Below are 20,969 nucleotides of genomic sequence, written 5' to 3'. Positions count from 1 at the left end.
ATTTGTTCTTATATCTATCTGTTATACAGTTGCACGTGTCCCCCTATACAAAACTGCTATTGCCGCAACTATAAGGATCACACCCATAAAAGCAGGTGCAGCATGACCAAGCGATACATAGATTTTCCCTCCAATAATAGGACCAATCATTCTTGCTAAAGCTTGAATAGATTGGCTTCCACCTTGAATCCTTCCTTGTTCACTAGAACTAACAGACTTTGAAAGCATCCCGTTGAATGAAGGCCCGAAAATTGAATCACCAAAGCCGAACATTAACATTCCGACGATAAGTAGTGGATACACCGAAAACAAAGCTGATGCTGCAATAAAACTGTAGCCTATAATCTCCGAAACCATCCCAAGAATTGCTATTTGTTTATCACTAAGCTTGATTAAAAGCTTTGGCATGATAAAACTTTGTGAAACAATGTCTTGAAAGCCCAAAATTGAAAACATAAGTCCGATTAATGCAGGTTTCCAACTGAAAGTATCCATTGTAAATTGTGTAAAAATTGCTTGTAAAGATCCGTTAGGTATCCAAAGTAAAAACGCCGAGACAAGTAACCATTTTAAATTTTTCATGGAAAGTATGTTTGCTAGCTGTGCAAAAGGATTCAACCTTACAAAAGTAATCTCTTTCAACCTATTATTTTTGTCAAGACTCTCAGGCATATATTTCATCCCATATACAACATTTAATAAAGTTATGATTGCTCCAAAATACAAAGGTACAGTAGCACCAAACTTAGCAAGTAATCCTCCAAGGGTTGGGCCAATGATAGTTCCCGCACCTACAACTGCACTCACCCATCCAAAGTATTTCGTTCTCTGCTCTTTTGGAATAATGTCTGCAAAATATGCGAAGATAGTACTTATGCTCCCGCCTGTTATTCCTTCTATTATGCGTCCAGCAAATAGTACCCATAAAGCTCCTCCTATACCAAAAACTAAGTACCCAATTGCAGAACCAAATAAGCATATTAAAAGTAATGGACGACGCCCATATTTATCGCTTAAAGCTCCGAGTACTGGGGCAGCTAAAAACACGCAAGCCGCATATACGGAAGTTAGTAGTGTAACAACTAATGCTTGTTCTTCTGAATTACTTATATATGGCTGTACTAAGAATGGAACTACAGGCATGATGATACTGAAACCTATACCACAAAGAAATACAGAAATAAGTCCGAATAGTAAAGCATGTTTATCTATGTTTTTTTCAGTTTTCCTTTCATTTTGTGATCTAAATATAGACATTTAACTTCTCTCCTCAAAACATTTTGTTGCTGTGTCAACAAAATGATAACTCTGTTTTGTTGATTAGTCAACAAAAATAACATGATAAAAAAGCAGCCTATTCTCATTAGAGTAAGGCTGCCCGTAAAAGCCCGATTGGTGAGGGCTGATAATCAGTGGAGATGAAGAAAACCCCCACTGATTAAAGTTTCACTTTATTATTAAAATGTATTACGATTTAATATGTACACCTTGTTTCTTTATTTCTGCATCCAAATGTCTACTATACTTTTCCACGAAACGAATTATACTGTCGAATTCTTCTTCAGTTACTTGCTCAAATACAGCTTTATCCCGCTCTTGAAACTCTTTGTGCAGATCTTCATGGATTTTATAAATTTCTTTCCCTTCTTCCGTAAGCCTAAAATAAATTTCTTTCTTATTTTCTGACTTTTGGTAGCTTTCAATAAGGCCTTTTTGTATGAGCTTCTTAGTCATTCTACTTATAGCGCCGCGAGTCACATAAAAAGCCTCTGCGAGTTGTGTCACGTTAGAATCTGCATTGTTTTCAATATATTCAATGCAGTGAACTTCAGAAGACTTAAAACCTTTAAGACCTTCTTCCATCTTATCTTTATTAAGCCAAACCAGCTTATTATATAATTCCCTGAAACCGTTCATGACCTGTTCTTCTTTATTCATGACCTGCCCTCCTCACCGCTCATTAGCACATTAAAACTATTATATTAAATTTCTGCTTATGTTTCGACAATATTGAAATAATTATTGTAACATTAAAGATATGTGTAAAAATAGACGCTTAAATAAAACAATTCATTAAACAGCAAATTCTGCAAACTTATTGCTACTTACAGTAAACGGTAGACAAAAAGTAAGAGCTAAGATCATTTCTCTTAGCTCTTCTTTTATAAAACTATTTCACTTCATTAGCGACAAAAAAGTGCTCACATACACTTGATATGCGCTGTAAGTCCACGTTCCCACCAGATATAACCGCTACTACTTTTTTTCCTTTTATATAGCTATCAACTTTCCCTGCAAGCAGTGCAGCAGTCGCTAATGCACCTGCACCTTCTACAACAGCTTTCCCACGTTGTAATAAATCTTTCATCGCTACTTCCAGCTCTTTTTCTGATACAGTTACAATATCATCTACTAATTCTTTTACAATTTCAAATGTTAATTCCCCTGGTATTTTAACTGCGCAACCATCTGCAATAGTAGGCGCCTCATAATGTTCTACGATTGCTCCTTTATCGTAAGATGCCTTCATTCCATGAACATTATCTGCTTGGACACCAATTATATTAATGGATGGATTAAAAGATTTTAATGCTACAGAAATACCAGAAATAATTCCGCCTCCACCGATTGGTACAATGACAGTATCAACATCCCACATATCATCCAGAATGTCTAATCCAATTGTACCTTGCCCAGCCATTACCTCTACATCATCATATGGATGTAAGTATGTCTCACCTGTTTCCCTTATAATTTCTTCACATTTTGCCTTTGCATCATCAAAGGTTTCACCATGTAAAATCACTTCAGATCCATATCCTTTAGTTGCTTCCACTTTCGCCTGAGGTGCAGAAATTGGCATAACAATTTTACTCTTAATACCAAGTAAATGCGCTGATAATGCAACTCCTTGCGCATGATTACCTGCTGAACATGCAATTACACCTTTTTCTTTTTCTTGATCCGTGAGCCGCGACATTTTATTAAATGCGCCACGGAATTTAAAAGAACCCGTTAACTGCATATTTTCTAATTTCAAATGAATTTCTCCGCCCGTTTTACTAGTCAAGTAAAAAGATTTTACTAATGGCGTTTTACGAGCATTTCTATCTAGAATCTTGTGAGCTTTTTTAATATCGTCTATATGTAATGGGAGTTTTCTAGTTATCATACTTACACCTCTTCCAATGTTCTATTCCTAAGTTTTCGTAAGTCGTAGCTCCTTTATACGAAAAGAAAAAGTCTTTATATATGTACCCCACTCTGAAATAAACACATTTGCAAACAATTTAACATCCTCTTCATATCACGTTCTTTATAATGATTCAGGCATGCAATTTGGATCCAGTTATTCTTTTGTAAATACGCTGATTCATAATGGACAATATATCCTTGTAAAGCTAACGCATCACCTACCGTTTTAGAAGACTGACCTTCGCTTAATTGAATCGTAAGTATAATTTTCGCGGCATGTTCTTTAGGTGAAACAAGCTTTAACCCCATATCAGTAATAACTTCTTCAATATACTCGTATGTCTCTTTAATTTTTACAAATACCTTTTCATCTTCAAATCTCTTCAACGCTTCTTGCAATGCATAAATTAAATTCCATGATTGTGAGTATGGAATGCTTTCATTTTCTTCATACATACCAATGTCCATATAGGCCGGCACAGCCTCGTTTATTTTTACAATGTGGTTATGAAAAACGAAAGAAATTCCTGTATATGATTTAATCGCTTTACCGCTAACACCACTTGCAAAATACACATCCTTTAAGTCTAATGGTATTGCTCCAATTGAGCTTATGCAATCTACACATAGTTTTATTTGATTCTCGTTACAAAGAGTGTTTAGCTCGTTTAAATCGTTTAACATTCCAGTAGATGTTTCATGATGAACAAACCAAAGCCATTCATAATTTCCAGTTGTCATGATTTCTTCTAATTCGGTATAAATAAATGGATCTCCCATTTCCTTTTTATAAGTATCAAAATGTAACTGTGCTCGTTTTGCATGTCCAACTAATCTATTACCAAATTCCCCATTTGTTAATACTAGTCCTTTCCCTTTTAAAGAACGTAACTGTAAAGCGATCGCATCATTTGCTAACGTCCCTGTTCCTAACATAAGCTGTACATGTTTTGCTTTTGTCATGTAAAGTAACCGTTTTTTCACATTGTCCATCATCACTTGAAATGACTTAGAGCGATGCGAAATAGGCCGCGTAGAAAATGCCTTTCGAACGTTCTCTTCAATATCTACTGGACCAGGTAAAAACGTATATTCTTTCGTCATAATCCCCCCAACGCTCGATTCTTCAAACATAGCAGGGGTAACATACATTGGCTGGAAGGCCGCTTCTTCTGTACCAACTAACGTATGGAAAACTTTGAATCCCATTTGCTCATATAAAGCTAGTTCACGTGTTGTTGCAGAAATGAGTGCTAATTCATATCCATTTAGAAGCAAATAACGATGTAGAAAACGGATTAATCCTAACAACGCTCTTCCATTCCTATATTCACGTTCTACTGAAAGTAAACGAATTTCATACACTTTTTCTCCATGCTCTTGCAAATAAACATCTAAATTTGAAATTTTATAATCTAACGAGAATGGTCGTTTTCCCCGCACCGCGACCATACCTACTAATCTATCCTCATCTAAACAAATTAAATATGTATTTTCTTCATGAAACCGATCTATACGAAACCGGTCTTTCGTTTCTTCATGTTGCGGAATCTCTTCTACAAAAGTTTTATAATTTAATTTATGTATACTTTCAAATTCCCAATCTTGATCAGCAACTTTATAAATTAACCCCATGCCTTATCTCCTTTATCTATTTAATAAAAAATGATAAGTGGAGATTATCCCCACTTATCATTTTTTATTCTCGATTTACATATAGAATAAGTACAATAATCATTCCACTTAAAATAGTCGTAACAACAGAATAAGAATAAAGAATCATACAAATTGGTAAACAAGCAATCGTAATTAGTCCTGGCTTCGTAAATCCTTTGAATATTAAATAAAATACAATAAAAATGCCTATGAGGGTAAGCGCTATCAAATAATCAAATGCAATTAATCCTCCAATAAATGTTGAAATACCTTTACCGCCCTTACCTTTAAATAAAACTGGGTAAATATGTCCAATAATAACGGCCAATAATATTAACATTACGAATGTAGGGTCTTCAAACAGATATTTTGCAACAGTAACAACGATTGCCCCTTTAATCGCATCCCCTAAAAATGTAGCGATGAAATACCCTTTTCCATATACGCGCCCCATATTTCTTGCGCCAGGATTTCCGCTTCCTTCATCCCTAATATCAACGTTATGTCTCAATTTTGTTACTATATAAGCGGTCAATATGTTTCCAATTAAATAAGAAGCCACCAAATATAAAAACTGCATACTATTAATCATGTAATCATTCACTTTCTAAATGGGAATACATATACAATATTCAATTACTACGTATATTGTACGTTTTTAACATACATCCCTTTATACATTTTAACATCATATTTTTACAAATCATACAAAAATTCTCATGCGCTATTTTTAAAAATATATATCCCTCATTAAATAATATGTTCCTTTCACTGCCATTTCTGCTTGTGATACGAATGTAATTTCTTTCATACTTTCTTCACAGCATTTCTTAAATACAGCAAATATTTCAGGAACTAAACGCAATATACTGCCACTTACTGCAATTGGAGTTGAGCGCTTAAATTGCATCTTGTTATAAACATCTACCGTAATTCTTGCTAATTCCTTTCCAGCTTGCATTATAATTTCATGCGCATCATCATTGCCACTTCTCGCTTCCTGAATAACTAATGGTGCGATTGCTGCAATTTTATCTTTAGAAGAAGTATATACTAAGCTTTTTATATGAGACGGTGTCAAAAGTTGAAACTGCCTTTGAATATTCAAACTCAATGGACAAAGGCTGATTCCTTGATCGAATTGAATTGTCATTTTCTTTAAAGCTTGTAATGCAATCCAATATCCGCTCCCTTCATCTCCTAAAATATGTCCCCATCCACCGCTATACTGATATACTTCTCCTTTCTTTCCTATACAAATTGCACCTGTACCACCTATAGTTAATATTCCATCCTTACCTTTTAAAGCAGCTGCATGCGCGATCATTGCATCATTAAAAATTTCAATTTTTGTTCCGTATTTCTTTTTTAAACGTAATGTTAATTCATTTGTATTCGCTCCGCTTATACCAGCTAATCCTAAACAAATACAAACGCAATGCTCATTTATTAAATTCTTCTGGCATTGATTAATTGCTTCCATAATATGCAAAAGCGCCTGATCAAAATCTATTAATACATTTCCAAATCTGCTCGTACCTCTTACAACTTCATTTCCATTTTGATCAAATGCAATTGCCTCTGTCTTCGTTCCCCCGCCATCTACTCCAATCATATACTTCATATGTTCGCCTCATTTTCATTTACATATTGGAGGGAATGTTACATTCCCTAAAACCACGGAATTCTTAGCACCTGTTGCGCTCGGCACATTACTCGGATTACGATGATACGTTTCGTTTGCTAAAATAGCAAATGCAATCGCTTCTTTCGCTGCTGAAGAATGACCAATATCCTCTTGTATACATATACTACATTTCTCTTCTCTTAATCCATTCCGTATCATTTCAACAAGTGTATTATTATAACTTCCACCACCACCTAAAATCACCTCATCAATGTCATAATACGGTAAAATACACTCCTTATAATGATGAACAATTGAACATGCTGTAAACATCGTGACAGTTGCCAATATATTTCCTTTACTATGCTTTTCAAATCGATTTAATAATTCAGTCACAAACGCTTCTCCAAAATCTTCTCTACCTGTTGATTTTGGTGGTTTCACGTTCAAAAATGGATGGTTCATACAGTATGTTAAAATTTCATCTACAACCACCCCTTGACTTGCGATCCAACCATTTTGATCATATGGTACATGAAATAATCTTTGACATACTTCATCGATTACCATGTTGCCTGGTCCAGTATCAAAAGCAATAACACTCTCATTACTTCGTTTACTTGGAACCACTGTAACATTACCAATCCCGCCAATATTTTGCAGTAGTCTATTTTTAGTTTGATGCCGATATAAAATAATTTCTGAATATGGTACAAGTGGTGCACCTTGTCCCCCTGCCGCCATGTCCATCGTTCGGAAATTCGAGATAACCGTCGTGTTCGTTTCATATGCTATTACTGCTGGTTCCCCAATTTGCAATGTTGAAGAAATAATATTCCCTTCTTGCTTTGGCTGATGATAAATCGTTTGTCCGTGAGAGCCTATTAAATCTAATTGTCTCAAAGGAAAATTGGCCTCTTTACAAACTTCCTTTACAGCATTGGCAAAGCATAAACCAAGTTTAAAATTTAAACTACATATAAGTTGGACATTCGAAGTTTCAATTGATAACGCTTGTTGGATCTCATTTTTCATATCATTACAAAATGGAACAGTAGTAAAATGGATGAGTTCGATTTTAGAATCTACACCACTTCCTTCTATATGAACGAGCGCTACATCTATTCCATCTAATGAAGTACCAGACATTACCCCTGCAATATACATAACGTGCATGACCTCCTATTTACTAAAAAACAATCATGTAAGTAACGAACGTACAACCAATCGAAAACAATATAAATCTAAAAAACAACTGAGCTTTTGATGCAAACGATCCATCAATGAAAGAAACAACTACCGTAAGCAAAACGCTTGCCGCAATACTTGTAACGAGCCATATACTATGCATTTGTGATAGATTTAGCATGCCTAATAAAGGGACAAAAAGTAAATTTGCACAAATCACTCCAAATAATAATAAAAATACGCCTTTATAACTAAATTTTATATTCATTCTATTTCCCCCTTTCTAGTTTTAATGTGAAAGAAGTGATAGACAAAAAGTCTATCACTCAAAATAACAGCGTGCAGATTAAGGATTAACAGATTCCCCGTCACCATTCTTTTCAATTTCAAGCATATTTTTGTCGTACATTTTAAAGAATGGTAAATAAATAAGGAACGATATTGCTATATTTATAAAAACTAATACAATCGCACGCCAATCTCCACCTGTTGCTAAATATGCACCAATTGGAGCAGGTAATGTCCATGGCGGCATAATATGCGTTGGTGTTACAAATCCCATCGTAGTTGCTGAATATGCAACAGTTGCTGTTACAAGTGGTGTAATGATAAATGGGATAATTAAAATTGGATTTAGTACAATCGGTAATCCGAATATGACTGGTTCATTAATATTAAAAATACCTGGAACAATACAAGTTCTTGATAATGCTTTCGAATATTTCGATCGACCAAATATAATCATAGCTAATACAAGCCCTAACGTCGCACCAGAACCGCCAATCCATATAAACCATTGATATAACGGCTCTGGTGAAATAAATGGCAACTGATCTGCTCCACTAGCAACTGCTTCACCATTTTTCCCTAGGTATACTTCCCATAATGGCCGAGCAACAGTTCCAACAACCGACACACCATGGATTCCGAATGACCAAAAAAACGTAATTAAAAACACTGGAATCATTACACCGAAGTAACTATCCCCAGCTTTTACTAATGGTGCTGCTAATTTATCAACAACATGGTGTAAATCAATGCTAAAAACGACAGTTACTAGACTCATTATAATAATAACGAATGCTGCAGGTATAAGTGCTTCAAATGAACGCGACACAGATGGCGGTACTTGTTCTGGCATTTTAATCATTACATTTTTCTTCTTACAAAATCTTAAAATCTCTACGGATAAAATAGAAACAATCATCGTCACGAATAATCCATGACCTCCGAGATTTGTCATCGGAAGCATAAATCCTTTTTTATCAATTAATTCGGGGGTTAATGTTAATAGCAGTGAACATACTGCAAGCTGTGCTCCCGATAAAGCATCTAACTTATAACTTTTCGCTAAATTATATCCTATTCCAAATGCTATATATAAGGACATAATAAACATAGTTAAACGATATGGTATCAATATACTTGTTTGATTCTTTAATGCCCAAACCGATATGAAACTATCTTTCGGCAGTGGTGGAAATGCTACTATTAAAAAGAAGCTTCCTACTATAATAAATGGTAACGCCGAAATAACTCCATCACGGATTGCTTGTAGATGCCTCTGCTCAGAAAGCCTTGCCATCGGGCCAGATAAGTTTTTATCAAGAAACGCGACAAACTTATTCATAACGCTTCCCCCTAACTGATTAATTCATTTACAGTTTTTAATAAAGTCGGGCCTCCAAGTGGCGTGTATGCTTGCGGTGGAATGAAGCCACACGGAATAGATTCCTCCTCTGCAAATTTTTTTACAGAATCAAATCGGTGTCTTATTTGAGGTGCCACCATTACGACATCCCAGCCATTCTTTACTTCTTCCTCTACCTCATTCGTTCCAATTGCATGCACTTCCATGTTCACACCATTTTTCTCCGCTTCTTTTTTTAAAGCGTTTACAACAATTGCACTGGACATTCCTCCAGAACAGACGAACAAAACTTTCATTTATTAATCCTCCTATACTTATAATTTATTACCCTTCAAATGAAAGGAAGTTTCACTTTACTAACAAGCATATGAAGTAGTAAATGAATTTAGTTATAATGAAAGTAAATTTCATTAAAAATATTTTTCCTATTAAATTAATGTTTCAATATGCAATTTTCTCTATTGCAAAGTCAACCTCGCCTCATATATTATTTTAAATAATCATATGATAGGGAGGCGTATAAATGATCGTTAAACGTTTATTAATGATATGTTGTATCGTCATCTTGTTCATCCCTTTCTCTTTCATTCCCCCTCACTTTACTTATGCTGAAGTAAATACTGCATACAAAAAACATGAATTACGTGCTGTATGGATTGCATCTGTTCTGAATATTGATTGGCCCTCAAAAACTGGCTTACCCATTGAAAAACAGAAACAAGAATTTATAAGATTATTAGACGATGTAAAAAGCACTGGTATGAATGCAGTTGTTGTACAAATTAAACCAACCGCTGATGCTTTCTACCCTTCAAATTACGGTCCTTGGTCTGAATACATTACAGGAACACAAGGAAAAGATCCTGGTTATGACCCGCTCGCATTTATGATTGAAGAAACTCATAAAAGAAATATAGAATTCCACGCCTGGATTAACCCATACCGAATAACGATGAATCACACCGATATAAATCGATTATCAAATAATCACCCTGCAAGGCAACATCCCGATTGGGTTGTCACTTATGGCGGAAAGTTATATTACAATCCCGGTATTCCGGAAGTGAAAAAATTTATAACAGAAGGCGCTTTAGAAATCGTACAAAATTACGATATTGATGCGCTGCATATGGATGATTATTTTTACCCATATAAAGTAGCCGGTGAAGAATTTCCAGATCAGAAAACATACGAAACATATAATAATGGTAGATTTACAAATATAGAAGATTGGCGACGTAATAATGTAAATGAACTTGTAAAAGATTTAAATACTGCTATAAAACAAGAAAAATCATATGTAAAGTTTGGCATTAGTCCGTTCGGCGTATGGCGAAATATAGCTGACGATCCCACTGGCTCTAACACAACCGCAGGTCAAAGAAACTATGATGACCTTTATGCTGACACACGTGAGTGGATACAAAAAGGATATATTGACTACATTACACCGCAAATATATTGGAATATAGGTTTCACCCCAGCTGCATATGACATATTAGTAGATTGGTGGGTTAAAGAAACAAATAACAAACCGATTCACCTATACATCGGTCAAGCGGCCTATAAAATTAATAATAACTCCGTCCCTGCTTGGTCTGATCCAGAAGAATATCCAAAACAAATTGCATTAAACCGGCTATATCCTGATATAAAAGGTAGTATGCATTTTAGCTTAAAAGATATTAATAACAATCCACTCGGAGTTAAAGATAGACTTTCAAAAAACATATATAAACATCCTGCATTAATCCCGCCTATGCCTTGGCTTGATCATGATCCACCAAAACAACCGACTTTAAAAGGCGCCATTCCAAGAGATGAAGGTATTACAATCGGTATCATTGACAATAGAGATAATGATTCTACTTATTACGCTATTTACCGCGTGAATGGGAAAAATGAAGTGGATATACAAAATCCCAAAAATTTACTTACTACTGTAAGAAAAACAAAACTTGGAGAAATTTATGTAGATAAAACCGCTATTTCCGGAGAAACGTATACCTATGTCGTAACTGCAGTTGATCGATTGCATAATGAAAGTGTGGCTTCTAGTCATACTACCGTTAGTGCAAAATAAAACCTCATAAAAAAAGCGCCTTAAAGCTGTGATACTTAGCTTTTAAGGCGCTTTTTGTTATTTATTCTTAAACTTCTCAGTCGCTGCCCTCATCTTCACATTTAAATCGTGATCAATCGAGTCGCGAATATCTCGCTCTACTACTTCCATTTCTTTTTTGAAATTTTCCAAGTAGATCTTCAGTTCTTCTTCCTTCTCTGGTCTTTGTGAAGGTGGTAATTGTACTACCAACGATAACATGGCCGTTAAATCTTTCATTAAGAATGTTTCAAGTTTATGTTGTTGTTCAAACATGCGTTGCTCTTGATAGTACGGAAGTGCATTTAATACCGAAATTGTAATATCATCAACCGTTCTTTGTAATGAAGGATTTATTGAGCGTTTATACGCTTGAATTGTATTTAATGCGTCTGGATAACGGTCATAAAAATACAATTTGTAAAATGATAAGTCTGTCGGTTTTACAGTTTGCTGCGTTTCTTGTCTTAAGAAATCTTTCACTTTCATCGCAGCCACATCAATATCTTCATTCGTAAGCTTTTTCGTAGTTTTTGCCATTACATGCACTTTTTTCTGCTTTTCTTTCGGTAACATCGAGAAGACTTGCTCTCTCGTACGTTGACCTGATGCACAAAATAGAGTATTTAATGTATTTTGTTCTTTCTTTCCTTCGGTGCGAATCCAGCGATAAAACAGTGGATGTTGTGTAAATTCTTGTAGAAACGGTATTGATTTGTTTGATATCTTATCTAGAGAATCTTGCGCTCTTTTATATGGCTTCGTCCATGAAAAATACAGTTTCCGCCCGAAGTATACGACTAAAACAACGACAGTAAATGCTATTAAAAGCAATGTACCGAGTAGTAATAGTACTGTTTGAATGAAACTCATTTGTTCACCTCCTCTAATAATCCGTTATTTCCTTGGACGCTGAATGAGTTTCTGCTTCATCTCATCATTAAATGTGTCTAGTTCAATAACGAACTTCTTGCTTGACTCAATAATACGTTCTGACGATTTTTCAGATGCTTCAATTGCAGCGAACACATTTTGGAATGATTCACGTAATTTATCCATGCTAATAGCAGGGTTTTCAAGCAATTTCGTCGTTTCTTCTGTATTTTGTTTTAACGCTTGAGAATTACTTAATACCATCGATTCAATTGCTTCATTCGTCGCATTTACGGCATCAATTGTTTTCCGTTGATTCGTTAATGCAAGCTGAATAGCAGCTGAAACTGTTACAACGTTTTGTGTCATCGTAATCGCATTACGTATCGCCTCTGTTAATTTTTCATTATTTTTCTTAATGATGTCTACAGAAGCTATAGATTGTAATAATACACTTTTCGCTTGCTGCATATTACGTGTACGTACAAGTATCTTTTCTAATGCATCGTTAATTAACGGAATATCCCTTTGACGCTCTGGGTTTTGTTTCTCAGCTTCAAGCATGCCAGCAAGCTTTTTCCCTAAGTATACTTGTTTATCAAGAGCATGAATTTTATCGTGCGATTGTTCTTTTAACATTTCAAGACCAACTGTATCCTCTTGTAAGTTATCACGACCAATTAGAAGGGATCTAATAATTTCCTCAATTTGCTTATCTATAGATTGATATTTATGCACGTATGTTTCAAGTGGATTTTTCTTAAATACTTTAAACATAATTTTCTTCATACCACTTGCTTTTAATGAATTCGGATCAAGCTCTGATACTACTTTGCGTAATTCTAATAATGTATTTGGAATTTCTTCATTCTTTCCATTCATCATCGCTGTGACAGGACGTTTTAATGCTGATAACGTTTGTCCTGCTGCTTGTTGTTCTTTATCCCCCAAATCTCCTAGCTGCGACAATACTTTCGATAAATCTGTATTTTGCTCGCTATTTAACTTTTGTACATAAAGATCGGCTTCTTTATTTAATTCATCAAGTTCTTCATCTTTTATAACTGTATCAACTACTACTTCTACATTATTATCTTTCACAATTGATACGGGTTCTTTTTTCTCGAGTTCAGTCAACAAAATCGCTCCTTTATTTATATGTGCGAATTTATGTGCACTATATTTCATCTAATATATTGTATTTCATTTGCAAACAGCCTATATGAAATCAATTTTCAAGAAATACCTGCTTATGCAGTCATTCCCTGTTTCTTACTATAAGTATACCTGTAAACAACATAATTTTCCTCAGACTTAAGACCTAGAGACCGACATGCTGAAGGCGGATCCTTCGTATGTTACGTATATAAATTACGTCCTTCCCATACTACTGCACGCAATCTTTTGACATACACCCTTTTTCAATGTGATAATTATATTACACTCAATCCTATTTCTTCTTACGCGCTACAAATGCACCCTTTTGAAATGCCAATAATACTGTTTCAAACATTTCATCTTCTTCAATCATTTTTATAAACTCAACTAATTCACTCGCATGAGAAGTAGCATTATCGACAACAAGAAGACCTTGTGGTTGTAAAATGCGTTTTATATGTTCAAGCCACCACATGTATTGCGTACGCTCTGAATCTAGGAAAATAAAATCAAATGAATCATCTAGTTGTGAATCTAAAAATGCCCCTGCTTCTTGATTGTGAACATCAATCCTTTGTAAAAGGTTTGCCTTTTCAAAATTGACAAGTGCCTCTCCAACTCGTTCTGAAGAAAGCTCTACAGTTGTTACATTTCCATTTGTTTCTTCTACCGCATTAGCTAACCACAATGTAGAATAACCATTAGAAGTTCCGATTTCTAAAATATTTTTTGCATTACACCCTTTTACTAAAATTGATAAAAATTGCCCCATCTCATGAGAAATATTCCGTAATTTTTCTTCCCGTATTTTTTTATTCCGATCATGCTCTTCTCCATATTGTTTAAGTTGAAGTAATAATGAATCTAACGTATCCATTCTTTTCATCGCCTTTCCAAGCAATATGATGAAAAAGCTCTTGCTGCCCGTCTACTTTTATTATATGCGAAACGAAATCCTTTTTCCCGTTATATGACAAAGATTTATAATTTTTTATAGCATATTGTTTCGTTTTTTGGTAAAATTAATTTCTACGTGCAATTATTCCATTCATATTATTTCATATTAAAATTGCAGTTATTAAATTATATAAACCCCATTTAAATGAATCGGTATTTCAAATTCAATTAAGCGCCCTTTTCGGACGCATTTTCTTTGTTTATATATTTCCAGAAGAAAGGATGCTTACAAATGAACGTGATTAGCTTAGATGCTGCTCGAAAACGAAAGCAGCATAAAAAATTAATGATTACTATACCGATTATTACACGTATTTATGAAGAAGACGGGGAAATTAAATTTGAGGTAGCTGGCGAAAAAGATGTACCTCTTGAAATGTTAGAAAAATAATAAAAAAACGCATTTCTAAAGAAATGCGCTTTTTTATATTTTTACATTTAAATGCATAAGTTTTTCAGGATTAACCATCATATAAATATTTGAAATCTTCTCATCCTCAAATGCAAACGAAAGAACATACGTTACTTTATTATTTATTGTAACTATAACTCCTGGTATACCATTTACCATTTTAAAATCAACAGTGTACTCTTCTGTCAATCGTTGTGCAATCCCAAAGAACAAGCGAATAATTCGATCTGCAGAATAAATCGGATTGATCGCAGTTGTAACTTTACCGCCACCATCAGCTTTGAATATAGCATCTGTTTTTAATACTTCCAACATACCTTCCGTATCCCCACACTGTAATGATGCTACAAACTTTTCAACATAAAAAGCCATTTTCTCCGTGCTTAATTTTGATTGCTTTGGTTTCTCCAACATGCTTTTTCGTGCACGTTGAAAGATTTTTCTACAGTTCACACTACTCTTATCAACAATTGAAGCTATTTCTTCGTATTCATGACTGAAAACCTCTCTTAATATGAAAACAATCCTTTCTACCTCAGATAGTTGTTGTAAAAGTAATAAATATGCGGTGGAAAGGGATTCTTTCATTATAAATGACTTTGATGGCTCATCACTCTCGTCTACAAGTGGCTCTGGTAACCACATCCCTACATACACGTTACGTTTATGCGCTGCCGATCGTAATTTATCAATTGAACGATTTGTCGCCATCTTACATAAATATGCTTTCATATTTTCTATAGATTGAGGATCTTCTATATTATTTAGCGAGATAAATACATCCTGAACGATATCCTCAGCATCCATAACACTCCCAAGGATTCTGTATGCTAACGAAAATAATAATGGTTGATACGCTTCATATAACTGCTCCGTTTCCATGATGAACTGCCTCACTTTCATATTGCTTTAAAATGTGTAACGCTGCTCGTTTCCCGCTTGCTACCGCAGCATCAGCTAATATTTCATCATGCCCTGCCCAATCTCCTGCAACATAAACACCTGGCATTTCAGGTATATTAGGACCCGGCTTATCAACACGGTCAATATGAGGAAAATCATGTACTACTGTTATTTTCGGTAAATATTGCTGTGCAACAACTTCTCTTTTCCAATTTGGATGTAACAACTCCATCGTACTTTCCAACTGTTCTTTATCTTCATGAATATGATTCATCTCTAGCACAGGATTATGGTACTTAGTTAGACTCACTGCAATTGATCCATCTTCACTTAATTTAGCTGCTCTCGATTGATTTGTGAAAAATATAGGTTGATCTAATCCTAATACAAATTGATGTGTAGGATTGGGTAATTGTCTCAAGCCAATATCTAATGCAGCAACAGTAACCGGTACCGATTGTTCATTCCATCTATGCAAACTTGTTCCTTCTGCACCTTTTATTATTTTACAAGCCTCTTTTGGCGGAGTCGTCACGATGACTGTATCTACTGCAAAAACCTCATCATCAACACAATGTATTCTTTGTTTATCTTCATAATGCTCTATTTCCAAAACATGCTTTTTAGCCAAAAATTTTACCCCGACATCATTCGCTAAATCTCTTAATTTTGTTATTATCGTCTCCCAACCACCATCTACATAAAGCACTCCTTCTTTTATAGAAAGCTGTATTTGCTTTAGTACAGATGATGCTAATTGTATTGTAGGAGCAAACGTATATGTTGTTGTCCGGCATAGCGCATAAAATATATTACGAACCATTGGATCTTTTATTTCATTTTCTGCCCATGTAGTTAGACTCATTTTCGGAACTTCTCCTACATCTAAATTTCCTAAACGAATCATAAGACGTGAGAATTGTACTTTTGCAGACCAAGAAAGTAGTGGTGTTGATAAAATTGAGCGAAAATCTGTTGGGATGGTGAATATATCCCCTTTCCATATTCCATGTGCTTTTGTAGATGGTATTCCACCTGGAAGATTCAAACCGAGCTCATTAAAAGTTATAAACGCTGCCCCGCCTCTATATAAAGCATGTGCACCAAGATTCATGCAGATTCCATTTTTATTTATAGTCATCCCTCGGCCACCGAATTGACTGGATTTTTCTAATACAATCACTTTCTTTCCAGCTTTCGCTAAATATATAGATGCTGTTAATCCAGCAAGCCCACCGCCAACAATTGCTACATCAAATGTATTCATAATAAAATCCCTCCTTATCGTTCTACATACAAGACGAACGATTAAGGAGGGATGTGACATGAAAATAAATTTTTATTACCCTACTTTATTTCATTACTTTTTAATTCGGTCATATTGCATACGAAATAACTCAATTGCAAATGGAATATCCTCTTCACTCTTTATATAATAACTGATCCATCCTGATTCAGGTAATACGTGATGTGGTTTTACCAATCCTTGCTTCACTAATTCATCTCGCTTTAACTTCGGAAATGGTAAATCAGCTAATTTATCACCATGAAGATGGCCAAGTTCTTTCTTACCATAATTTATTTCAATACCACCAAATCGATGCGGTTTTTCAGAAACACCCGCCCAGCTGAGTACTTCATTTCTAATCATTTCACTAAATGACATGAACATTCACTCCTTATAAATGATTGATGTACTTTTAAATTAACATTTTCATTACTTTTTTCCATCAATCCAAAGTATGAATGGGAATACGAATATAGTTTAATCTTTATACTTTATTCTTTATGGAATAAGTGAATTTATTAAGCTACCGACAACAGCACAAAACAAAGACTAGACACATATCCTAATTTTGTAACCTAACTTACCTATAGAAAGGCGGGTAATACAATTGACTGCCAACATCGACTATACCTCCCCCTCAACCAATTTTACTTATGATGTAAATAAAAGTAATTTTTTTCGGAAAGATGCCCAAAATTATATAAATGTACTTGGTATTAAACAATTAAACACTTTAGAAAATACTTCTTTATTAGATATTTATTTAAGTACAGGAAATGTTGTAGAACCACATATTCATCAAAATGCAGCTGAACTTGTTTATTGTATTTCAGGGTCTGCTGTTGTTTCTTTACTTAATCCATTTACGAATCAAATATTAAACTTACCGATAAAACCGGGGCAAGTTGCCAACATTCCACAAGCGTGGTGGCATTATGAAATTGCTACAGCTGATAATACTCATTTATTAGCTATTTTCAATGCCCCAGCGCCAGAAGTTATTTTCGGTTCTGATATTTTAAGATTAACTCCGGCTCATATGATGGCCCATACTTACTGCCTCAATGAACAACAATGGAAACAAGCGGTTTCTCCTATTCAATCAACTACTGTTATTGGCCCTCCGGCAAACTGCAATCAAAACCGTGGAATGAAAAATTACCCAACCCAGCCCCTCCCTCAACAACATAATCCGTATCCCCAAGATTCTTATTACTTTCCTCTTTACTGGGGCTATTAATTTGTAAATTTTTAAAAGAATCATCATTTATCTCCTAGGAAAATACCGAGGAGATTTTTTATTGTATGTTCTCTTCCTATTAATAATAGTAACAATTGATAGTGTACATACATATAATATTTATATATTAAATTGGAGGTGATAGTACTATGAGTAATTATAACTATCGAAAAAACTACTCTTATAATAAAAATAGTAGCTCTTCAGCATCCTCTCAATCTTCCAATTCTCAATCTTCCAATTCTCAATCTTCCAATTCCCAATCGCAAAGAGACTTAGCCGAGCAAGGCTATGTAAAGAAAAAAGGATGTAACTGTAATAAAAATAAATAGTTTATTTTATGGATGAATTCTTTTTTAAAAGAATTCATCTTTTTTTCTGATCGGAAATTTTTAAAGTTACATAACTTATTCCTTAAATGAGAAAGGATAAATTATACTTTTTTATACGAACTTAATAAAGAGTAATTGTTCAATTGATTTATTACTTATTTCCTCAAAAAATATAGTCCTTCCTAAATTTATTAGGAAGGACTATATACAAACCCCTGTTTAATTTCCTACTAAACATTGTAACAAATTAAACGATATTAATACCTGCACTTACAAATCCAGCAACTGCAGCTATTGGACTTGCTGCTGTTAATGAAACATACAGTAGTATTTTATCTCCAGCCGCTACTGGAATAGCTTCAGCAATGATTCCTGATGCTGTAGAACCAATCGCTATTGCGGCAAATGCTGGTGTTAATAAAAGAGGTGCGCCTTGTACTGTAAACGTATTGCTTGCTGCAGGTGCAGTTAATATTTGTATTTGCACTTGAACAGGTGATAATGGAGCTAAAGCAGCTGTTGCACTAAAGAAACCAGCTAATGACGTAATAACCCCTGCGCGTGGTGCTACAAATGCATAATCACCTACACCTAATGCTAATGTGATACTTGTTCCACCAGTTAAAGCTACACCAGGCTGACTAAATCCAAATCCAAGAAGAGTTCCTGTATTAGCTATTAACGCGTTAACTAACGCAGATGGTGTTGTACCTGAAGCAAATGGAATAATAGCTCCGCCACCAGTTGCTCCTGTTGCACCAGTTAAGCCTGTTGCACCAGTTAAACCTGTTGCTCCCGTTGGACCTGTTGCTCCTGTTGGACCTGTTGCTCCTGTTGCTCCTGTTAGGCCTGTTGCTCCTGTTGCTCCTGTTAGGCCTGTTGCTCCTGTTACTCCTGATGGACCTGTTGATCCTGTTGCTCCTGTTGGGCCTGTTGCTCCTGTTGGACCTGTCGCTCCCGTTGGACCTGTTGCTCCTGTTGCTCCGCCTCCTGGACCTGTTGGACCTGTTGGACCTGTTGGGCCGCCTCCTGGAGTAGCACCAATTAATTGAGTTAATAAGTTTAATAAAAGTTGTAAGCTTGCAGGGTCAATAATTAAAGAGAAGAAGAATGGTGCAAGAGCACTGTAGAATTGTTGTAATAAAGAAAGTAATTGACTTAGATTTGGGTTAGGAGATTGTAGTAAATTAATAATACTTTGAATTAATTGTTTTAAGAAATTCCCTTCTGGAGAAGGTGCTAATTCATTTAGTAAGTTCAATAGTTGAGTAAACAAATTGAGTAAAGCTAATCTGTTTGCATCACTTGGATTTGCAAAAAACGCTGCAATAGCCGAAATTAAAGAGTTTAGTAAAGTAATTAATCTACCTAATTGCTCACTAGTAATTGGAACTGTTTGTGGATTGTTACAGCAATCTGGAGTGAAAACAATCGGATTATTGCAGTGGTTATGACCGAAACAATTATTACTTGTCATTTATGTCCTCCTTACTTGTTTTATATTTGAGTTTTTCCTATTATAAGGATCATAAAGTTGTAAAAGAGTATGTGTTATATATTGACTTAAAATAGGAAACATGAAATATAATTAAACTTGCAAACGCTATTTAATTATGTTCATGACTCACATATTAATTATATGTTTTTAATAATTGACTGCTTAGATTAAATACCTAAACTTAAGAGTTTATTTTATTTTTCCACGTTTATCTCTTAGGTTTAAATACACATATTAATTTGAATACAAAAAACCGAATTTACGATTAACATATATTCCGCAAGTAATAACATCATTTTTTCATATAAATAAAGAACATTTCTTTACTAAAATTGGGCTCACCTTATAAAGGTGAAGCCGTTTCTATTATAAAAAACTCTCATACAATATAGTGGACAAGTTATTTTATACTTCGTTCTAATAAAATATTGTAAGGAGTGAAAATTAATTGCCTATCATTCAACCATTTATGGCATCTAGAAGATTTACATCTACACTAGGAGCCGGCACAGGTACAGGTGCAGCTTTTGCAATTGCTGCCACAGCTTGTTTAAACGATGCGGGTACTACTGCAACCGCTTTTCCAACTTTCACGTATTACAACTTATATGTGAACGGTATTCTTCAACCAAGCGTGAACTCCAGTGTTACTACTGGTCCTACTGGTGCTATTACAATTCCTGGTGGAGATGCATTAGACGGCGGAATTCCAATTACAATTGAATTTATCGTCACTTAATGTTAACCAATTTAATTCAGAACAAAAAAGACAGATTCCTTTTTTCATTAAGAATCTGTCTTTTTTAATTAATAATAATGAGGGTGTTGCAAAACTCATAAATATCCAAAAATGAATGCATAAAGAAACCCGTTTTCCTGGAAGAATGATA

General features: G+C 34.8%; 22 protein-coding genes. 5 read left to right on the top strand and 17 right to left on the bottom strand.

What is annotated here, in order from left to right; genetic code table 11:
- Positions 1–21 precede the first annotated feature (21 nt).
- The 10 genes from ACQRBL_RS11700 to ACQRBL_RS11655 all read right to left on the bottom strand — a co-directional run bounded on the left by ACQRBL_RS11700 (position 22) and on the right by ACQRBL_RS11655 (position 9,613).
- Positions 22–1,257, bottom strand: coding sequence for an MFS transporter (locus ACQRBL_RS11700; RefSeq protein WP_411996060.1), 1,236 nt, complete (start codon positions 1,255–1,257; stop codon positions 22–24).
- A gap of 210 nt (positions 1,258–1,467) precedes the next feature.
- A complete protein-coding gene (locus ACQRBL_RS11695; protein ID WP_001030896.1) occupies positions 1,468–1,938 on the bottom strand; it encodes a MarR family transcriptional regulator in 471 nt (156 codons plus the stop codon).
- Positions 1,939–2,170: 232 nt separating this feature from the next.
- Positions 2,171–3,172 (bottom strand): bifunctional threonine ammonia-lyase/L-serine ammonia-lyase TdcB, encoded by a 1,002-nt coding sequence (gene tdcB / locus ACQRBL_RS11690; RefSeq protein ID WP_000632953.1) that lies wholly within the window; start codon positions 3,170–3,172, stop codon positions 2,171–2,173.
- Positions 3,173–3,246: 74 nt separating this feature from the next.
- Entirely contained in the window at positions 3,247–4,830 is a 1,584-nt protein-coding gene (locus tag ACQRBL_RS11685) for an aminotransferase class V-fold PLP-dependent enzyme (protein WP_000523043.1), read from the bottom strand.
- Positions 4,831–4,894: 64 nt separating this feature from the next.
- Positions 4,895–5,443, bottom strand: coding sequence for a glycerol-3-phosphate 1-O-acyltransferase PlsY (plsY, locus tag ACQRBL_RS11680; protein ID WP_411996059.1), 549 nt, complete (start codon positions 5,441–5,443; stop codon positions 4,895–4,897).
- Positions 5,444–5,581: 138 nt separating this feature from the next.
- Positions 5,582–6,475: a BadF/BadG/BcrA/BcrD ATPase family protein gene (locus ACQRBL_RS11675; protein ID WP_000876627.1), complete on the bottom strand. Its 894-nt coding sequence runs from the start codon at positions 6,473–6,475 to the stop codon at positions 5,582–5,584.
- Between the two features lie 15 nt (positions 6,476–6,490).
- Complete coding sequence (gene anmK, locus ACQRBL_RS11670; RefSeq protein WP_097920096.1) at positions 6,491–7,645, bottom strand: anhydro-N-acetylmuramic acid kinase AnmK; 1,155 nt, start codon at positions 7,643–7,645, stop codon at positions 6,491–6,493.
- A gap of 22 nt (positions 7,646–7,667) precedes the next feature.
- Complete coding sequence (locus ACQRBL_RS11665) at positions 7,668–7,934, bottom strand: hypothetical protein (RefSeq protein ID WP_001021963.1); 267 nt, start codon at positions 7,932–7,934, stop codon at positions 7,668–7,670.
- A gap of 78 nt (positions 7,935–8,012) precedes the next feature.
- Positions 8,013–9,296 carry a PTS sugar transporter subunit IIC gene (locus tag ACQRBL_RS11660; protein WP_023521929.1) on the bottom strand — a complete coding sequence of 428 codons (1,284 nt, stop codon included), beginning with the start codon at positions 9,294–9,296 and terminating at the stop codon, positions 8,013–8,015.
- Between the two features lie 11 nt (positions 9,297–9,307).
- The gene (locus ACQRBL_RS11655; protein WP_411996058.1) at positions 9,308–9,613 is read right to left on the bottom strand and encodes a PTS sugar transporter subunit IIB; all 306 of its coding nucleotides are present in this window, start codon (positions 9,611–9,613) and stop codon (positions 9,308–9,310) included.
- 227 nt (positions 9,614–9,840) lie between these two features.
- On the opposite strand from ACQRBL_RS11655, the gene ACQRBL_RS11650 reads away from it, so the two are divergent.
- A complete protein-coding gene (locus ACQRBL_RS11650; protein WP_411996057.1) occupies positions 9,841–11,400 on the top strand; it encodes a glycoside hydrolase family 10 protein in 1,560 nt (519 codons plus the stop codon).
- A 57-nt stretch (positions 11,401–11,457) separates the two neighbouring features.
- Here the strand turns inward: ACQRBL_RS11650 and ACQRBL_RS11645 are convergent, their stop codons facing one another.
- The 3 genes from ACQRBL_RS11645 to ACQRBL_RS11635 form a co-directional block, all read right to left on the bottom strand.
- Positions 11,458–12,291, bottom strand: coding sequence for a DUF3974 domain-containing protein (locus ACQRBL_RS11645; RefSeq protein ID WP_000008372.1), 834 nt, complete (start codon positions 12,289–12,291; stop codon positions 11,458–11,460).
- A gap of 24 nt (positions 12,292–12,315) precedes the next feature.
- On the bottom strand, positions 12,316–13,428 hold the full coding sequence (locus tag ACQRBL_RS11640) for a toxic anion resistance protein (RefSeq protein WP_000137402.1): 1,113 nt from the start codon (positions 13,426–13,428) through the stop codon (positions 12,316–12,318).
- A 313-nt stretch (positions 13,429–13,741) separates the two neighbouring features.
- Positions 13,742–14,335 (bottom strand): O-methyltransferase, encoded by a 594-nt coding sequence (locus ACQRBL_RS11635; protein ID WP_023521927.1) that lies wholly within the window; start codon positions 14,333–14,335, stop codon positions 13,742–13,744.
- A 303-nt stretch (positions 14,336–14,638) separates the two neighbouring features.
- Between ACQRBL_RS11635 and ACQRBL_RS11630 the strand changes: the two genes are divergently transcribed.
- Positions 14,639–14,797 (top strand): hypothetical protein, encoded by a 159-nt coding sequence (locus tag ACQRBL_RS11630; RefSeq protein ID WP_001100984.1) that lies wholly within the window; start codon positions 14,639–14,641, stop codon positions 14,795–14,797.
- A gap of 33 nt (positions 14,798–14,830) precedes the next feature.
- On the opposite strand, the gene ACQRBL_RS11625 is transcribed toward ACQRBL_RS11630, so the two are convergent.
- The 3 genes from ACQRBL_RS11625 to ACQRBL_RS11615 all read right to left on the bottom strand — a co-directional run bounded on the left by ACQRBL_RS11625 (position 14,831) and on the right by ACQRBL_RS11615 (position 17,387).
- Positions 14,831–15,700: a sigma-70 family RNA polymerase sigma factor gene (locus tag ACQRBL_RS11625; protein WP_411996056.1), complete on the bottom strand. Its 870-nt coding sequence runs from the start codon at positions 15,698–15,700 to the stop codon at positions 14,831–14,833.
- Complete coding sequence (locus ACQRBL_RS11620) at positions 15,678–16,988, bottom strand: phytoene desaturase family protein (protein ID WP_327879763.1); 1,311 nt, start codon at positions 16,986–16,988, stop codon at positions 15,678–15,680. The genes ACQRBL_RS11625 and ACQRBL_RS11620 overlap by 23 nt, the downstream gene beginning before the upstream one ends.
- Before the next feature lie 93 nt (positions 16,989–17,081).
- Positions 17,082–17,387, bottom strand: coding sequence for a luciferase family protein (locus ACQRBL_RS11615; protein WP_000010317.1), 306 nt, complete (start codon positions 17,385–17,387; stop codon positions 17,082–17,084).
- Between the two features lie 229 nt (positions 17,388–17,616).
- On the opposite strand from ACQRBL_RS11615, the gene ACQRBL_RS11610 reads away from it, so the two are divergent.
- Entirely contained in the window at positions 17,617–18,249 is a 633-nt protein-coding gene (locus tag ACQRBL_RS11610) for a cupin domain-containing protein (RefSeq protein WP_000126322.1), read from the top strand.
- Positions 18,250–18,398: 149 nt separating this feature from the next.
- The gene (locus ACQRBL_RS11605) at positions 18,399–18,581 is read left to right on the top strand and encodes a hypothetical protein (protein WP_089170973.1); all 183 of its coding nucleotides are present in this window, start codon (positions 18,399–18,401) and stop codon (positions 18,579–18,581) included.
- Positions 18,582–18,828: 247 nt separating this feature from the next.
- Here the strand turns inward: ACQRBL_RS11605 and ACQRBL_RS11600 are convergent, their stop codons facing one another.
- Positions 18,829–20,058: an exosporium glycoprotein BclB-related protein gene (locus ACQRBL_RS11600; protein WP_411996055.1), complete on the bottom strand. Its 1,230-nt coding sequence runs from the start codon at positions 20,056–20,058 to the stop codon at positions 18,829–18,831.
- Between the two features lie 469 nt (positions 20,059–20,527).
- Here ACQRBL_RS11600 and ACQRBL_RS11595 point away from each other — a divergent pair, with 469 nt between their 5' ends.
- Entirely contained in the window at positions 20,528–20,818 is a 291-nt protein-coding gene (locus ACQRBL_RS11595) for a DUF4183 domain-containing protein (protein ID WP_001121647.1), read from the top strand.
- Positions 20,819–20,969 lie beyond the last annotated feature (151 nt).

The organism is Bacillus sp. AF62 (assembly GCF_050312695.1).
GTDB lineage: Bacteria > Bacillota > Bacilli > Bacillales > Bacillaceae_G > Bacillus_A > Bacillus_A cereus.
Note: the sequence above shows the minus strand (reverse complement) of the source record. Positions and strands in the feature narration are given on the sequence as shown.

Bases quoted from the DNA above. Each gene is read 5' to 3' on its own strand.
- ACQRBL_RS11700 (WP_411996060.1), bottom strand. From the start codon at position 1,257: ATGTCTATATTTAGATCACAAAATGAAAGGAAAACTGAAAAAAACATA.
- ACQRBL_RS11695 (WP_001030896.1), bottom strand. From the start codon at position 1,938: ATGAATAAAGAAGAACAGGTCATGAACGGTTTCAGGGAATTATATAAT.
- tdcB (WP_000632953.1), bottom strand. From the start codon at position 3,172: ATGATAACTAGAAAACTCCCATTACATATAGACGATATTAAAAAAGCT.
- ACQRBL_RS11685 (WP_000523043.1), bottom strand. From the start codon at position 4,830: ATGGGGTTAATTTATAAAGTTGCTGATCAAGATTGGGAATTTGAAAGT.
- plsY (WP_411996059.1), bottom strand. From the start codon at position 5,443: ATGATTAATAGTATGCAGTTTTTATATTTGGTGGCTTCTTATTTAATT.
- ACQRBL_RS11675 (WP_000876627.1), bottom strand. From the start codon at position 6,475: ATGAAGTATATGATTGGAGTAGATGGCGGGGGAACGAAGACAGAGGCA.
- anmK (WP_097920096.1), bottom strand. From the start codon at position 7,645: ATGTATATTGCAGGGGTAATGTCTGGTACTTCATTAGATGGAATAGAT.
- ACQRBL_RS11665 (WP_001021963.1), bottom strand. From the start codon at position 7,934: ATGAATATAAAATTTAGTTATAAAGGCGTATTTTTATTATTATTTGGA.
- ACQRBL_RS11660 (WP_023521929.1), bottom strand. From the start codon at position 9,296: ATGAATAAGTTTGTCGCGTTTCTTGATAAAAACTTATCTGGCCCGATG.
- ACQRBL_RS11655 (WP_411996058.1), bottom strand. From the start codon at position 9,613: ATGAAAGTTTTGTTCGTCTGTTCTGGAGGAATGTCCAGTGCAATTGTT.
- ACQRBL_RS11650 (WP_411996057.1), top strand. From the start codon at position 9,841: ATGATCGTTAAACGTTTATTAATGATATGTTGTATCGTCATCTTGTTC.
- ACQRBL_RS11645 (WP_000008372.1), bottom strand. From the start codon at position 12,291: ATGAGTTTCATTCAAACAGTACTATTACTACTCGGTACATTGCTTTTA.
- ACQRBL_RS11635 (WP_023521927.1), bottom strand. From the start codon at position 14,335: ATGAAAAGAATGGATACGTTAGATTCATTATTACTTCAACTTAAACAA.
- ACQRBL_RS11630 (WP_001100984.1), top strand. From the start codon at position 14,639: ATGAACGTGATTAGCTTAGATGCTGCTCGAAAACGAAAGCAGCATAAA.
- ACQRBL_RS11625 (WP_411996056.1), bottom strand. From the start codon at position 15,700: ATGGAAACGGAGCAGTTATATGAAGCGTATCAACCATTATTATTTTCG.
- ACQRBL_RS11620 (WP_327879763.1), bottom strand. From the start codon at position 16,988: ATGAATACATTTGATGTAGCAATTGTTGGCGGTGGGCTTGCTGGATTA.
- ACQRBL_RS11615 (WP_000010317.1), bottom strand. From the start codon at position 17,387: ATGTCATTTAGTGAAATGATTAGAAATGAAGTACTCAGCTGGGCGGGT.
- ACQRBL_RS11605 (WP_089170973.1), top strand. From the start codon at position 18,399: ATGAGTAATTATAACTATCGAAAAAACTACTCTTATAATAAAAATAGT.
- ACQRBL_RS11600 (WP_411996055.1), bottom strand. From the start codon at position 20,058: ATGACAAGTAATAATTGTTTCGGTCATAACCACTGCAATAATCCGATT.